Here is a 13,280-nt window from a genome sequence, read left to right as displayed (position 1 = left end):
TCAAGCTCACGCCGGCTCTCCTACTGCATCGTCATTTCTGGGCTGCCTTGTTCCACGCAGCATAGGCGCCTTACAGGGCCGTTTCCGGTCGGGCCGACCGGGCTCCCGACCGATATTACTCGCCAGTACACCCAGTCTCTTACCTCTGAGCAAGCGCTCCGCACTGTGACCTTGCCAACGGAGGAAACGTCCCTGCGCGCCGCCTGCCCGCCCTCAGTCTCGCAGAGCCGTGAACCGCCCCTGGTGGTAGACCAGCGGACGGCCGGCCCCCGACGGGTCGCCGGCCACGGCCTCGGCGATCACGATGCGGTGGTCGCCCGCCGGGATACGGGCCACGACCCGGCAGACCAGCCAGGCGGAGACGCCGGCGAGCAGCGGGACACCCTCGGGGCCGCCGCTCCAGTCGGTGGACGGGCCGAAGCGGTCGGCGCCGCTGCGGGCGAAGGTGGCGGCCAGCTCCTGCTGGTGCTCGCCGAGTATGTGGACGCCGACGTGCTCCGCCTCGGCCAGCACCGGCCAGCTGGAGGAGGACGTCCCGATGCCGAAGGAGACCAGCGGGGGCTCGGCCGCGACGGAGTTGAGCGAGGTGGCGGTGAATCCGACCGGCCACTCCCCGGCGGCGGTGATCACCGCGACGCCCGCGGCATGGCGGCGGAACACGGAGCGCAGGAGCTCGGGCGACGCCGTGAGGCAGGGGGCGAGTTCGGGAGAGGCCGTCATGGAGGTGTCCTTCCGCGGGAGAGGCGTACGGGGCCGTGGTTGCTCAGGCACCCGGACAGCGCGCACTCGCGTGACGCACGAGGTCCACGTGGACCCGGTCGTGGAGAAGGAGTTCTGGCGGCATAGCGTCAGACTGACGATGCGTGGTGGGTGCAGTCAAGGGCGTTCCGCCATGTGGGAGATGCGTCACGGTGCGTCATATGGCCCGTCCCAGCGCCGCGACGACATCGGCGGTGCGGGGCTGGCCCGACGCACGGCGGACCACCTCGCCCGCACCGTCGAGCACGAGCACGGTGGGCGTCTTCGTGATGTCGAGCTGCCGCACGAGCGTGAGATGCGCCTCGGCGTCGATCTCGATGTGCGCGACCCCGTCGACCATGGCGGCCACGTCGGCGAGCGTGCGGCGGGTGGCCCGGCACGGCTGGCAGAAGGCGCTGGAGAACTGGACGAGTGTCGCCCGTTCCCCCAGTTCCGCGCCGAGTTGGGCCGCATCCAGCCGCTGCCCGGGTGCTCCGCCGTCCACTGTCGCCTCCTGATCAGAGCTCTTCGCAAGGAGTCAGCACCGGTAGGCCGCAGGACATTCCCGCAGCTTGGAGGCGGCGCGCACGTGACGAGAATCTCGCGCCCCGGGCCCACCGGGACTGGCCACGGGCCCGCGCATGGGGCACCATCGCCACATTGCCGAAAACCTACGGCTGCGTAACTTCCGCCGGGAGAACCTCCCCAGGCGCTGAAGAAGGGTCTTCTCCAGATGGCAGAACTCGTCTATCGACCGGTCATCGGCGCCGCTCGCACCCTGTTCAAGGCGCTCGACCTGAAGATCGACACTCAGGGTTCGGAGCACATCCCGAAGACCGGTGGCGCGGTGCTGGTCAGCAACCACATCAGCTACCTCGACTTCATCTTCACCGGCCTGGGCGCCCTGCCGCAGAAGCGGCTGGTCCGCTTCATGGCGAAGGAATCGGTCTTCCGGCACAAGGTCTCCGGCCCGCTGATGCGCGGGATGAAGCACATCCCGGTCGACCGGACCCAGGGCGAGGACGCATATGCGCACGCGCTGCAGTCGCTGCGTTCCGGTGAGATCGTCGGCGTCTTCCCCGAGGCCACCATCTCGCAGTCGTTCACGCTGAAGAGCTTCAAGTCGGGTGCCGCGCGTCTCGCCCAGGAGGCCGGGGTCCCGCTGATCCCGATGGCGCTGTGGGGCACGCAGCGGATCTGGACCAAGGGGCGGCCGCGCAACTTCAAGCGCAGCCACATCCCGATCACCATCCGGGTCGGCGAGCCCTTGGAGGCGCCCGCGGACCAGTACGCGGGTGCGATCACCCGGCGGCTGCGGGAGCGTGTGCAGGAGCTGCTGGAGGCCGCCCAGCGGGCGTACCCGGTGCGCCCGAAGGACGCGAGTGACACGTGGTGGGTGCCGGCCCATCTCGGCGGTACGGCCCCGACCCCCGCCCAGGTGCGCGAGCTCGGCTGACCCGACTCCCTCCGAGCACCCCTGAGCCCTCCGGCGCGCACCGCCCGGGGGGCTCAGAGCCGGGTGGGGAGGTTCCGCCAGAGCTCGGCGCGGTCCCGGGCGTTCCGCAGGGCGTGGAGGATCTCGGTGGGCGGGGTGGCGTGGAGGGCCGGGTGGTCGACCTCGCCGATCTCCTCGCGTACCGCCCAGGCCAGCCGCTCGGTCCCGAGGGAGAACTGCGCGTTGACGCCCGGCTTGTTGCCCCGGGGGTCCACCCGGGCCCAGCGGTCGTGGCCCGGGAGCCGCAGCGCGACCAGGCCGTGGACCACCGGGTTCGCCCCGTCGTCGTCGGTGAGCCGCTGGTAGCAGAGCCCGGCCGGGACGGCGCGGGCCCGGAGCAGCGCGGTGAGCGCGATGGACTTGGCGTAGCAGATGCCGTTGCGGGTGGCGAGGACGTCGGAGGCGCGCCAGGTGACGCGGGGATCGCCCGAGTCCGCGGAGTGCGGGATGGTGTCGCGTACATACTCGAAGGCCACCCGGGCGTATGTGTATACGTCGTAGCCCTTGCGCGTCAGGGCGGCCACGGTCTCCCTCACGACGGGATGCTCGTGGTCGATGACCTCGTCGGCTGCCAGATAGGCCGAGATGTCCGGGTTCTGCTGGATCAGTTCCATGACCCCGGAGCGTACGAAGCGGCCGACCGGGGATCAATCGATTTCCGATCGGCCGCATACTCATGCGGCGTGAAGGGGGCGTGCTACCGCGCCATCTCTTCCTTCAGCGCCTGGAGGAAGGCGTCGACGTCGTCCTCCCGGGTGTCGAACGCGCACATCCAGCGGACGTCACCGGCGGTCTCGTCCCAGAAATAGAAGCGGAAGCGCTTCTGCAGCCGCTCGCTGACGGCGTGCGGCAGCCGCGCGAAGACGGCGTTGGCCTGGACCGGGTAGAGGATCTCCACGCCGTCGATCGCCCGGACGCCCTCGGCGAGCCGCTGGGCCATGGCGTTGGCGTGCCGGGCGTTGCGCAGCCACAGGTCCTTGGCGAGCAGCGCCTCCAGCTGGACGGAGACGAAGCGCATCTTGGAGGCGAGCTGCATGGAGAGCTTGCGCAGGTGCTTCATGGCCCGGACCGCGTCCGGGTTCAGCACGACGACGGCCTCGCCGAACAGAGCGCCGTTCTTCGTGCCGCCGAAGGACAGGACGTCGACGCCGACCGTGTTGGTGAACGTCCGCATCGGCACGTCCAGGGAGGCGGCCGCGTTGGCTATCCGGGCTCCGTCGAGGTGCACCTTCATGCCGCGCTCGTGGGCGTGGTCGCAGATGGCGCGGATCTCGTCGGGGGTGTAGACGGTGCCCAGCTCGGTGTTCTGGGTGATCGAGACGACCTGCGGCATGGCCCGGTGCTCGTCGTCCCAGCCGTACGCCTGCCGGTCGATGAGCTCGGGGGTGAGCTTGCCGTCCGGCGTGGGTACGGTGAGGAGCTTCAGGCCGCCCATCCGCTCGGGCGCCCCGCCTTCGTCCACGTTGATGTGGGCGGACTCGGCGCAGATGACCGCTCCCCAGCGGTCGGTGAGCGCCTGGAGGGCGACCACGTTGGCTCCTGTGCCGTTGAAGACCGGGAAGGCCTCCGCGGTAGGGCCGAAGTGGCTGTGCATGACGCGCTGGAGGTGGCCGGTGTAGTCGTCCTCGCCGTAGGCGACCTGGTGGCCGCCGTTGGCGAGAGCGATGGCCGCGAGGACCTCGGGGTGCGCGCCGGCGTAGTTGTCGCTGGCGAACCCGCGCACCTGCGGGTCGTGGTGGCGTCGGGCGTCGGTCCTCACGTTTGCGGGGTCAGCCACAGGCGCTTTCCGTTCACTTCGAGGGCGGGCTCGTCCCAGACGCCGGCGATGGCCTCGGCCAGCTCCTTGACGTCGGTGAAGCCCGCGAACTTCGCATTCGGGCGCTCGGCGCGCATCGCGTCGTTCACCAGTGCCTTGACCACCAGGATCGCAGCCGCTGCCGCGGGCCCGTCCTCGCCCCCCGCCTTGCGGAAGGCGTCCCCGAGCGCGAGGGTCCAGGCCTCGGCCGCGGCCTTGGAGGCGGAGTATGCGGCGTTGCCCGCGGTGGGCTTGCCGGCGCCGGCGGCGCTGATCAGCAGGTAGCGGCCCTTGTCGCTGCGCTGGAGAGGTTCCTGGAAGGCGAGCGAGGTGGACTGGACGGTGCGGATCAGCAACTTCTCCAGGGCATCCCAGTCGGCGAGGCTGGTCTCCTGGAAGCTGGGGCTGCCACGCCAGCCGCCGACGAGGTGGACCAGGCCGTCGATCCGGCCGAACTCGGCCTCGGTCCGCTTGGCCCAGTCCCTGGCGGCGTCGAGGTCGAACAGGTCGACGGTCTCCCCGGTGACGGTCGCTCCGCCGTGGGCGTAGCGGGCGGCGTCCACCGCCTCGGCGAGCCGCTCCGGGTTGGCGTCGCAGCCGACGACGGTCGCGCCGGCCTCCGCGAGGCGCAGCAGCGTCGCGCGGCCCGCGGGCCCCGCCGCTCCGGCGACCGCGATCACAGCACCTTCGAGCACACCCGTCCCCTCACCCCTACCGATTCCGTTCATGGCCACCGCCTCCTCGGGAGATGCGTTCACGCGGCTGCCTGATCGGCGCTCGCGGCGGTAATTCCCTTGGTGGAGGCAATCACGTGCTTCAGCTTCTTGGCGAGCGCCTCATAGAACATGCTCAGGGGAAACTCGTCCGGAAGCACGTCGTCGACGAGCTTGCGAGGGGGTTGTGTGAGGTCCAGGGCGTCGGGGCCCTTGGCCCAGGTGGATCCGGGGTGCGGGGCGAGGTACTCGGAGACGAGGTCGTACGCGGCGAACCAGTGGACCAGCTTGGGGCGGTCGATGCCGTCGCGGTAGAGGGTCTCGATCTCGGCGCAGAGCTGGTTGGTGACCTGCGGGGCAAGCTCCCAGTCGATCTTCAGCGTGTTGTCGGTCCAGCGGACGACGTCGTGCTTGTGGAGGTAGGCGAAGAGCAGCTGGCCGCCGAGGCCGTCGTAGTTGCGGACGCGCTCGCCGGTGACGGGGAAGCGGAACATCCGGTCGAAGAGGACCGCGTACTGGACGTCACGGCCGTGCGGGTTGCCCTCGGCCTCCAGCTTCACGGCCTCCTTGAAGGCGGTGAGGTCGCAGCGCAGCTCCTCCAGGCCGTACATCCAGAACGGCTGGCGCTGCTTGATCATGAACGGGTCGAAGGGCAGGTCGCCGTGGCTGTGGGTGCGGTCGTGGACCATGTCCCACAGGACGAAGGCCTGCTCGCAGCGGCTCTGGTCGCCGATCATCTCGCGGATGTCCTCGGGCAGCTCCAGGCCGAGCAGTTCGACGGAGGCCTCGGTGACGCGGCGGAAGCGGGCGGCCTCGCGGTCGCAGAAGATGCCGCCCCAGGTGAAGCGCTCGGGGGCCTCGCGCACGGCGATGGTCTCCGGGAAGAGCACCGCGGAGTTGGTGTCGTAACCGGCGGTGAAGTCCTCGAAGGTGATCCCGCAGAAGAGCGGGTTGTCGTAGCGGGTGGCCTCGAGGTCGGCGAGCCACTCGGGCCAGACCATCTTCAGCACGACGGCTTCCAGGTTGCGGTCCGGGTTGCCGTTCTGCGTGTACATCGCGAAGACGACCAGGTGCTGGAGGCCGTCGACGCGGTTGCGCGCGGGCTGGAAGGCGAGCAGCGAGTCCAGGAAGTCGGGGACACGGAAGCCGTCGGCGGCCCAGCGGCGCAGGTCGGTGACGAGCGCACGGTGGTAGGCGGCGTCGTGCGGCAGCAGCGGGGAGAGCTCCTCCACCGCGCCGATCACGCGCTCGACGACGCGCTCGACGGTCGCCGGGGACGGGGCGCCCTCGGCCTCGAAGTCGATGGAGCCGTCCTTGGACTGCCAGGGGCGCATCTCCTCGACGGCATCCCTGAGCGCGGGCCACGCCGGGTGCTCGACCACCCGCGGGGCAGTAGCTATCGCGCCGTCGGCGACATCGTGCACAAGAATTTCCGTCATAACACTTCCTCCACGGGAGAACCTCGCGTGGAGCCACCGTAGCCGCGCAGGGTTACTTCACACAAGTGAAGCCCTGAAAATTATCCTGCCGACCCCCTATGGTCACCGCTGTTTTTCCTGTCATACGCCGGGAAGGCGCACAGTTACGTCAGTCCTTGCTCCGTCCGGCCCAGCGGGCCCGCACGGCGGCAGACATCCGCGGCCCCGGCCGTTACCCTCACCGGTGCCGTGATGCCGTATCCCCGTCCGTATCTCCGTACGGGCAGGAGCAGTTGGCGGGCAGCCGCCGACGGGAACGAGGTCGCCTTGTCCTTTCGCACCCTGGGTCATCGTGGAGTGATGGGCGTCGAGCCCGAGAACACCCTGCGCTCGTTCGTCCGCGCGGAGGAGGCGGGGATGGACGCCATCGAGCTGGATCTCCACCTCAGCAAGGACGGCGCGCTCGCCGTGATGCACGACGCCGCCGTGGACCGTACGACCGACGGCACCGGGCCGATCGCCGGAAAGACCCTGGCGGAGCTGCGTGAGCTCGACGCGGGGAAGGGTGAGCGGATCCCGGTCTTCGAAGAGGTCCTGGACGCGGTGAAGGCGCCGCTCCAGGCCGAGATCAAGGACGTGGCGGCGGCCCGGGCGCTGGCGGAGGTGATCCTGGCGCGGGATCTGGTGGGGCGGGTGGAGGTCTCCTCGTTCCACGACGAGGCCGTCACCGAGATCGCCCGGCTGGTGCCGGGGGTACGGACGGTCCTCGTCGCCAGCCGCTGGGGCGGGGACATCGTGGAGCGGGCCGAGGCGGCGGGCGCGGCGACGCTGGCACTGAACATCCGCCGGCTCACGCTGGAGGTCGTGGAGCAGGCGCACGCGAAGAGCGTCACGGTGATCGGCTGGGTGGTGAACACCCAGGACCACCTGCGTTTGGCCCGGGCGCTGAACCTGGACGGCGCGACCACCGACTTCCCCGAGATCCGCCGCACGGGCCGCTTCACCGCCTGAGCCCCCGTGGTGTGCGCCCAGGGTCTTGCGTTTGGATCAGGCCGCGAGCCCGGCATGATCCGAACGAGAGGCCCTAGCGGTCCTCGATGTTCTTGACCAGGAGCTCGAAGGCCAGGTCGTCGCGTTGCGGGATGCCGAAACGCTCGTCGCCGTACGGGAACGGCGTGAGCTGCCCCGTACGCCGGTAGCCGCGCCGCTCGTACCAGGCGATCAGGTCCTCGCGCGCCGAGATCACCGTCATGTGCATCTCGGCCACGCCCCAGCTCTCCCGGGCCGTGCGCTCCGCCTCGGCGATGATCACCTTGCCCAGGCCGCCGCCCTGGGCGCCGGGGCGGACCGCGAACATCCCGAAGTACGCCGCATCGCCGCGGTGTTCGAGCTGGCAGCAGGCGATCAGTCCGCCGTCGCGCTCGACCGCCAGCAGGCGGCCCGCGGGAGCGTTGATGACCGCGCGCACGCCCTCCTCGTCGGTCCGCTGCCCCTCCAGAAGATCGGCCTCCGTGGTCCAGCCGGTGCGGCTGGAGTCGCCGCGGTAGGCGGACTCGATGAGCGCCACCAGCGCCGGTGCGTCCGCGTCGGTCGCGTCGCGGAAGGTCAGGCGGGCCGAGCCGGGGGGCGTGGCGGTGTCCATGGGGGAACGCTCCGTTCTCTGCTGCTCTCTGCGTGCCTCGCACGTGCGGGTCGAGAGTAACGCGACCCGGAGCGCCCCTTCCGGGCCCCGGCACACCCCCCTTCACTTCCCTGCGCGCCGGGTTCGTCGGCCGGGGCCTGGGCATCGACCAGAGCGGTGCCGTACGTCGCTGTGCGTCCATGGGGGGAGGTTCGCGTGCACGGAGGAATCCTGGCCGGCTGGCTGATGGTGGCGTTGTGCGGGGTGAGCGGTGCCTACTGCCTGGTGCGCGCCCGCACCGGCACCCCTCAGGAGTGCGGCAACGCGCGCGGCGAGGCGCTGATGGGTTTCGGCATGGCGGTGATGGCGGTCCCCGCCGCGGTGCTGACGCCCCCGGAGTGGGCCTGGGCGGTCTACGGGGCGGTGTTCGGCGCCGCCGCTCTGCGGGCGCTCCGGTCCGCGCCGCGCGGTGCCCACCATCTGCACCACCTGGTGGGATCGCTGGCGATGGTCTACATGGCCGTGACGATGGCTCCGGGGGCGGCGGGCGCGGGCGGGCACGCCGGGCACGGGGCGGCGGCGGGAGGCCCGGGGGGCGTCCCGCCGCTGACGGGGGTGCTGCTCCTCTACTACGCGCTGTACGTGCTGCGCTCCGCCGGGCACCTCGTACCGGCGGCAACGGGCGGGGCGAGCTTCGCGGGCGGCAGCGCGGAGGGGGTCGTACGCGGCGGCGGGGGCGGTGTCGGGGGCGGCGCGGCGGGCGGGGGACCGAGCTGACGACGGCCTGCCGGCTCACGATGGGCATCGCCATGTTCGCCATGCTTCTCACCCTGTGAGACAGATCGCGAGACAGAGGGCTCCCGAACCGTGGTCTGCGTCACTTGCCGGGCACAGCCGTACCCGTGGATCGCCCGCCCCTCATAGGCTGGCGCCATGCTGGTCTCCCTCGCGCTGCTGCTGCTCGGTGCACTGACCGCTCTGGTGACCCCGCGCCTGATGGCCCGGGCCCGGTGGCCGGAGCGGGAGCCGGTGGTGGCGCTGTGGGTGTGGCAGTGCGTGGTTGCCGGGGTACTCGTGTCGTTCGCGCTCTCCATGACCTTCAGCGCGGCCGCCGCCTGGCAGGCGGTGCGCGGCCATGTCTTCGCCCCCGCTCCGCACGCCGTGGTCGAGGCGTACGCCCTGGCCGCGTACGGACCCTGGTCGGCGGTCATCGCGGTGCTGCTGGCCCTGGGCGGCCTGTGGAGCGGCGCGATGCTCCTGCGGGAGATCCGGCGCGCGCGGCGGCGGCGCAGGCAGCGCCGGGCGGAACTGCTGGTCCGCTCCCCGCTGCTGCCGGGCGAGGAGCCCCGCGCCGAGCGTCTCGTGGTGCTGGAGGGTGAGCGCCCGGACGCCTGGTGGCTGCCCGGTTCGGCGCCCCAGCTGGTCATCACCACCGCCGCTCTCGGACGACTGAAGGGCCGTCAGCTGGATGCCGTGCTCGCCCATGAGCAGGGCCACGCGCAGGCCCGGCACGACTGGCTGCTGCACTGCTCCTCGGCGCTGGCCATCGGCTTCCCGCAGATCCCGGTGTTCGCCGCGTTCCGCGACGAGATGCACCGGCTCGTCGAGCTGGCGGCCGACGACGTGGCCTCACGCCGCTTCGGCCGGCTGACGACCGCGCTCGCCCTCGTCGGGCTCAACGAGGACCGCGGGGTCTTCGGCCCCTGCCCCACCCCGGACGCCCAAGTCCCGCTGCGCGTCAACCGGTTGCTGGCCCCGGTCGACCGGCTGACGGCGGGCCGCCGGCTGCGCCTGACGGCGGCGGCCGCACTGGTCCCGGTCGTCCCGCTCGTGGTGGCCTTCGTTCCGGGACTCCGCGCTCTGGGTTAGCCACCCGGCGGTGATGTCCGCGAGGATCACCCCATGCACTCCCCCCACATCACCCGGACGGACCGCTCCCCCCTCCCTGCGGCCGCCCTGACCGCGGGAACCGCGGGCCTCGCCCTGTTCGCGGTGCTCCTCGCCCTGGTCGCGGCACAGTGGTCGCCCCTGATGGCTCTGGACCGTACGGTCGCCGATTCCCTGCACCGGCACGCGGTGGCCGAGCCGGGACTGGTCCGCGCCAACCGGGTGCTGACGGACTGGTTCTGGGACCCTTGGACGATGCGTGCGCTGGTCGCGGTGGCCGTGGTGGCCCTGTGGTGGCGTGGGGCGCGGCCGCTCGCCCTCTGGGTGGCCGCGGCCAGCCTGTTCGGCTCCCTCCTGCAGCAGGGCCTGAAGGCCGCCGTGGACCGCGAGCGCCCCCGCTGGCCGGACCCGGTGGACTCGGCCCACTTCGCGGCCTTCCCCTCCGGGCACGCCATGACGGCGGTGGTGGGCTGCGGGCTGCTCCTGTGGCTGCTGCGGCTGTACGGAGCGGGGCCGGCGCTGTGGGCCGGTGCGGTGGCCGTGGCGGTGGTCTCGGTGATCGGGGTGGCGGTGACCCGGGTGTACCTGGGAGTGCACTGGCTGACCGATGTGGTGGGCGGGGCGCTGCTGGGGGTGGCGGTGGTGGCGCTCGCCGTCGCCGGATACGCCTGGAGCGGGTCCAGCCGGGCGCCGGAGGCCGGAGTGTGACCGATGTCCCGCCCCGAACCCCGTTGTGTGAGGGATATCCCGTCCCGCAGGGGGTCGAATCATCGGATCGGGGCCGTAGCCTTGTATGCATGTCCCCGATGTCGTCGTCGTCCGTTTCCACGCGCTCCGCCACAGAGGTCAACGCGGACATCCGCGGCCTGTGGCAGCGCTCGGGCGGCTATTTGTCCCCGCAGGACGAGGCGGAGTACCAGCGTCTCCTCGTGGAGTGGGCCGCCGCGACCGGCGGCAACGCCCGTACCGCCGTCTGAGCCCGGGACCGGAGCCGCTCTCCGGGAAACACACCTGATTCCGGCGATCCCCCGCGTCGCCGGATCCAGGCGCGGCATACAGCATGTCCCGGCCCGGCTCATCGGTCAATGAATAATCTGCGGCGCCCGCACGCACGCGCGGGGCCGACGCCCGCCGGGCGGGAAGAACCGCCCGGCGCACGCCGGCCCTGTGAGTGCGGGACGGACCGAAGAACTCCTCCTGCCGACGGATCAGCGGGCGAAGTAGTCCGGCTGCGTCTGCACGTTGAGCTCGTCCATCTTGACCCGGTCCGCCGGGTCGGTGCGCCGGTCGTTCAGCTTCAGCACGTCGAAGCCCTTGGCGATGTCGCTGGAGTAGATGTAGCCGTTGTAGTAGTACGCCGACCAGGGGCCGGCCGTGGTGACCCGGTCGAGCGTGACCGGGCCGCGCTCGAAGAAGGCGATCTCCTTCGGCTCGGCCGAGTCGGTGAAGTCCCAGACGGAGAGGCCGCCCTGGTACCAGGCCTGGACCATGAGGTCGCGGCCCTTCACCGGGATGATCGAGCCGTTGTGGGCCACACATACCTCGACGTCGGCCTGGTGGCGGTCGATCTTGAAGTAGCTGCGGAAGACCAGCTTGCGCTCGTCACCCTTGCCCACGATGTCGTAGATGCCGTCGGCACCCCGCTTGGGCCCGATCTCCTCGTTGCAGGTGGCCGCGCCGCCGCCACCGAGTTCGTCGGTGAAGACGACCTTGTTCGCACCCTGGTTGAAGGTGGCCGAGTGCCAGAACGCGAAGTTCACGTTGTCCTGGACCCGGTCGATGATCTTCGGGCGCTCCGGGTCCTTGATGGAGAACAGCAGGCCGTCACCCATGCAGGCACCGGCGGCCAGGTCCTTGGAGGGCAGGACCGTGATGTCGTGGCAGCCCGTCGTCTTGGAGACGCCCGGGTTCTGGGGCGCTCCCGGGTTGCCGCCGTCCGGGAAGAGGTTCGAGAAGCTGACGAGCTTGGCCTTCTGCGGCTTCTTGACCGGCACCTTGATGATGGAGATGCCGTCGTGCGGCGGCTGGCAGTCGGGGAACGCCTCGTTCGGCGAGTACGAGGAGACGTAGATGTAGATGTTCTTCTTGCCGTCCGGCACGAGGGTGTGGGTGTGCGAGCCGCAGGCGGTCTCGACAGCCGCGATGTACCGGGGGTGGCGCTTGTCGCTGATGTCGAAGATCTTCATGCCCTCCCAGGAGGACTTCTCCGTGGCGGGCTGGGTGACGCTGGAGCAGGAGTCGTCGCTGCGCGAGGAGTCGGTGGACAGGAACAGCAGGTTCCCGGAGACCGAGATGTCGTTCTGCGCGCCGGGGCAGAGGACCTCGGAGACCGTCTTCGGCTTCTTCGGGTTGCTGATGTCGTAGATGACGAAGCCGTCGTAGTTGCCGACGTAGGCGTACTTGCCCTGGAACGCGAGGTCGGTGTTGGTGCCCTTCAGGGCGCCCTTCGGGACGTTCGCCAGGTGTTTGATGTTCGAGCTGTGGACGATCTCGTCCACGCCGGGTATGTCACCGCCGCGGATCGCGGCGCGGGCCTCGGCCTGCTGACTGGTGGTCACGGAGCCACGTTCGACCGGGGCGTCGCCCGGATCGGGCGTCGCGGCTGCGGGTGCGGCTGTCAGCAGCGCGGCGAAGAGCCCGGCCGCGGCTGCTGCCACGCCCAGACGTCTGCGCCGCACGCGGGTGGTGTGCAACGAGATCACTGCGTCCTCCCTTGTATCCGTTCGGGGTTCGAACGGTTCACGGACCCCGGCAGTATCGTCCCTCACATGTACACATCAACAGATGGCAACAGAGACGTAATGAAGTTTTTGATCTTTGCCCCCGCGGAAGCGTGCTAGGAACGGTCTGCAACACACCTATCTGGCACAGGAGGTCGCCGTGTTGATTCACCGTCCGTCCGCCCGGCCCCGCGCAACCGTCCTCGCGGCAGCGGTGATTGCCGCCGCTCTCGCCCTGGGCGGCTGCGACGGCGACGGCGGCGACACGAAACCGGCCGCGGGCAAGGACGCAGGTCCGGGGGTGGTGGCACCCGGCAGACCGGGCGAGCCCGCCCGGACGCTCACCGCCGAGGAGGCGGCGAGGGAGGCGGGCAGGGACACCGCGAACTCCGCCGACTTCCGCTATGCGCAGATGATGATCGAGCACCACTCCCAGGCCCTCGTGATGACCGAACTCGCCCCGGAACGGGCCTCCGCCACAGCCGTGAAGAGGCTGGCCGAGCGCATATCCGCAGGCCAGAAGCCGGAGATCGGCGCGATGGAAGGTTGGCTGAAAAGGAACGGTGGCGAGGACCGCAAACAGCCCCACGACCATGCCGGGATGCCTGGTATGGCGACCGAGGCGCAGCTGAAGGAGTTGCGCGCGGCGAAGGGCAATGCCTTCGACGATCTCTTCCTGGAGCTGATGATCACCCACCACCAGGGGGCGATCACCATGGCCACGGAGGCGCTCTCCGAGGGGAACGACGTGATCGTCGAGGAGATGGCGAGCGATGTCGTCGCCCAGCAGACGGTGGAGATCAACCGGATGCGCACGCTGATGACGTGAGCGACGTACATCCCGCACTGGAGTGATCCGGCCGCCGGACCGAGTGACCTGACCGCGGGCCTCC

Annotated in this window: 14 protein-coding genes and 1 pseudogene; 7 read left to right on the top strand and 8 right to left on the bottom strand. The window is 70.6% G+C overall.

Features of this window, described 5'->3' with window-relative positions:
• Nucleotides 1-213 precede the first annotated feature (213 nt).
• Together AMK21_RS25390 and AMK21_RS25385 are read right to left on the bottom strand one after the other, a co-directional pair.
• Nucleotides 214-720 carry a flavin reductase family protein gene (locus AMK21_RS25390; RefSeq protein WP_073881477.1) on the bottom strand — a complete coding sequence of 169 codons (507 nt, stop codon included), beginning with the start codon at nt 718-720 and terminating at the stop codon, nt 214-216.
• A 196-nt stretch (nt 721-916) separates the two neighbouring features.
• On the bottom strand, nt 917-1,243 hold the full coding sequence (locus tag AMK21_RS25385; protein WP_073881476.1) for a thioredoxin family protein: 327 nt from the start codon (nt 1,241-1,243) through the stop codon (nt 917-919).
• 228 nt (nt 1,244-1,471) lie between these two features.
• Between AMK21_RS25385 and AMK21_RS25380 the strand changes: the two genes are divergently transcribed.
• Nucleotides 1,472-2,194, top strand: a complete 723-nt coding sequence (locus AMK21_RS25380; RefSeq protein WP_073881475.1) for a lysophospholipid acyltransferase family protein — start codon at nt 1,472-1,474, stop codon at nt 2,192-2,194.
• Between the two features lie 53 nt (nt 2,195-2,247).
• On the opposite strand, the gene AMK21_RS25375 is transcribed toward AMK21_RS25380, so the two are convergent.
• The 4 genes from AMK21_RS25375 to AMK21_RS25360 form a co-directional block, all read right to left on the bottom strand.
• Nucleotides 2,248-2,847 (bottom strand): transglutaminase-like domain-containing protein, encoded by a 600-nt coding sequence (locus AMK21_RS25375; RefSeq protein WP_073881474.1) that lies wholly within the window; start codon nt 2,845-2,847, stop codon nt 2,248-2,250.
• Nucleotides 2,848-2,930: 83 nt separating this feature from the next.
• Nucleotides 2,931-3,992: a threonine aldolase family protein gene (locus tag AMK21_RS25370; protein ID WP_176145359.1), complete on the bottom strand. Its 1,062-nt coding sequence runs from the start codon at nt 3,990-3,992 to the stop codon at nt 2,931-2,933.
• Complete coding sequence (locus AMK21_RS25365) at nt 3,989-4,756, bottom strand: SDR family NAD(P)-dependent oxidoreductase (RefSeq protein WP_073881473.1); 768 nt, start codon at nt 4,754-4,756, stop codon at nt 3,989-3,991. Before AMK21_RS25365 ends, AMK21_RS25370 begins: the two co-directional genes overlap by 4 nt.
• Nucleotides 4,757-4,782: 26 nt before the next feature.
• The gene (locus tag AMK21_RS25360; RefSeq protein ID WP_073881472.1) at nt 4,783-6,180 is read right to left on the bottom strand and encodes a DUF6421 family protein; all 1,398 of its coding nucleotides are present in this window, start codon (nt 6,178-6,180) and stop codon (nt 4,783-4,785) included.
• Nucleotides 6,181-6,486: 306 nt separating this feature from the next.
• Between AMK21_RS25360 and AMK21_RS25355 the strand changes: the two genes are divergently transcribed.
• Complete coding sequence (locus AMK21_RS25355; protein WP_073881471.1) at nt 6,487-7,170, top strand: glycerophosphodiester phosphodiesterase; 684 nt, start codon at nt 6,487-6,489, stop codon at nt 7,168-7,170.
• Nucleotides 7,171-7,243: 73 nt separating this feature from the next.
• Here the strand turns inward: AMK21_RS25355 and AMK21_RS25350 are convergent, their stop codons facing one another.
• The gene (locus AMK21_RS25350) at nt 7,244-7,801 is read right to left on the bottom strand and encodes a GNAT family N-acetyltransferase (RefSeq protein WP_073881470.1); all 558 of its coding nucleotides are present in this window, start codon (nt 7,799-7,801) and stop codon (nt 7,244-7,246) included.
• A 195-nt stretch (nt 7,802-7,996) separates the two neighbouring features.
• Here AMK21_RS25350 and AMK21_RS25345 point away from each other — a divergent pair.
• The 4 genes and pseudogenes from AMK21_RS25345 (at nt 7,997) to AMK21_RS25330 (ending at nt 10,644) form a co-directional block, all read left to right on the top strand.
• Nucleotides 7,997-8,616 (top strand): annotated as a pseudogene (locus AMK21_RS25345) (DUF5134 domain-containing protein).
• Nucleotides 8,617-8,713: 97 nt separating this feature from the next.
• Nucleotides 8,714-9,649 carry a M56 family metallopeptidase gene (locus tag AMK21_RS25340; protein WP_073881469.1) on the top strand — a complete coding sequence of 312 codons (936 nt, stop codon included), beginning with the start codon at nt 8,714-8,716 and terminating at the stop codon, nt 9,647-9,649.
• Nucleotides 9,650-9,682: 33 nt separating this feature from the next.
• Nucleotides 9,683-10,375 (top strand): phosphatase PAP2 family protein, encoded by a 693-nt coding sequence (locus AMK21_RS25335; protein WP_073881468.1) that lies wholly within the window; start codon nt 9,683-9,685, stop codon nt 10,373-10,375.
• 89 nt (nt 10,376-10,464) lie between these two features.
• Nucleotides 10,465-10,644, top strand: coding sequence for a hypothetical protein (locus AMK21_RS25330; protein WP_026242188.1), 180 nt, complete (start codon nt 10,465-10,467; stop codon nt 10,642-10,644).
• A gap of 231 nt (nt 10,645-10,875) precedes the next feature.
• Here AMK21_RS25330 and AMK21_RS25325 read toward each other — a convergent pair whose 3' ends face one another.
• Nucleotides 10,876-12,369 (bottom strand): LVIVD repeat-containing protein, encoded by a 1,494-nt coding sequence (locus tag AMK21_RS25325; RefSeq protein WP_073881467.1) that lies wholly within the window; start codon nt 12,367-12,369, stop codon nt 10,876-10,878.
• Nucleotides 12,370-12,529: 160 nt separating this feature from the next.
• On the opposite strand from AMK21_RS25325, the gene AMK21_RS25320 reads away from it, so the two are divergent.
• Nucleotides 12,530-13,216, top strand: a complete 687-nt coding sequence (locus AMK21_RS25320; protein ID WP_199863284.1) for a DUF305 domain-containing protein — start codon at nt 12,530-12,532, stop codon at nt 13,214-13,216.
• Nucleotides 13,217-13,280: the final 64 nt, after the last annotated feature.

This window comes from Streptomyces sp. CB00316 (assembly GCF_001905595.1).
Taxonomy (GTDB): Bacteria; Actinomycetota; Actinomycetes; order Streptomycetales; family Streptomycetaceae; genus Streptomyces.
The sequence above is the reverse complement of the archived record's forward strand: the minus strand, read 5'-3'. Positions and strand labels throughout refer to the sequence as shown.

Bases quoted from the DNA above. Each gene is read 5' to 3' on its own strand.
- AMK21_RS25390 (WP_073881477.1), bottom strand. From the start codon at position 720: ATGACGGCCTCTCCCGAACTCGCCCCCTGCCTCACGGCGTCGCCCGAG.
- AMK21_RS25380 (WP_073881475.1), top strand. From the start codon at position 1,472: ATGGCAGAACTCGTCTATCGACCGGTCATCGGCGCCGCTCGCACCCTG.
- AMK21_RS25375 (WP_073881474.1), bottom strand. From the start codon at position 2,847: ATGGAACTGATCCAGCAGAACCCGGACATCTCGGCCTATCTGGCAGCC.
- AMK21_RS25365 (WP_073881473.1), bottom strand. From the start codon at position 4,756: ATGAACGGAATCGGTAGGGGTGAGGGGACGGGTGTGCTCGAAGGTGCT.
- AMK21_RS25360 (WP_073881472.1), bottom strand. From the start codon at position 6,180: ATGACGGAAATTCTTGTGCACGATGTCGCCGACGGCGCGATAGCTACT.
- AMK21_RS25350 (WP_073881470.1), bottom strand. From the start codon at position 7,801: ATGGACACCGCCACGCCCCCCGGCTCGGCCCGCCTGACCTTCCGCGAC.
- AMK21_RS25340 (WP_073881469.1), top strand. From the start codon at position 8,714: ATGCTGGTCTCCCTCGCGCTGCTGCTGCTCGGTGCACTGACCGCTCTG.
- AMK21_RS25335 (WP_073881468.1), top strand. From the start codon at position 9,683: ATGCACTCCCCCCACATCACCCGGACGGACCGCTCCCCCCTCCCTGCG.
- AMK21_RS25330 (WP_026242188.1), top strand. From the start codon at position 10,465: ATGTCCCCGATGTCGTCGTCGTCCGTTTCCACGCGCTCCGCCACAGAG.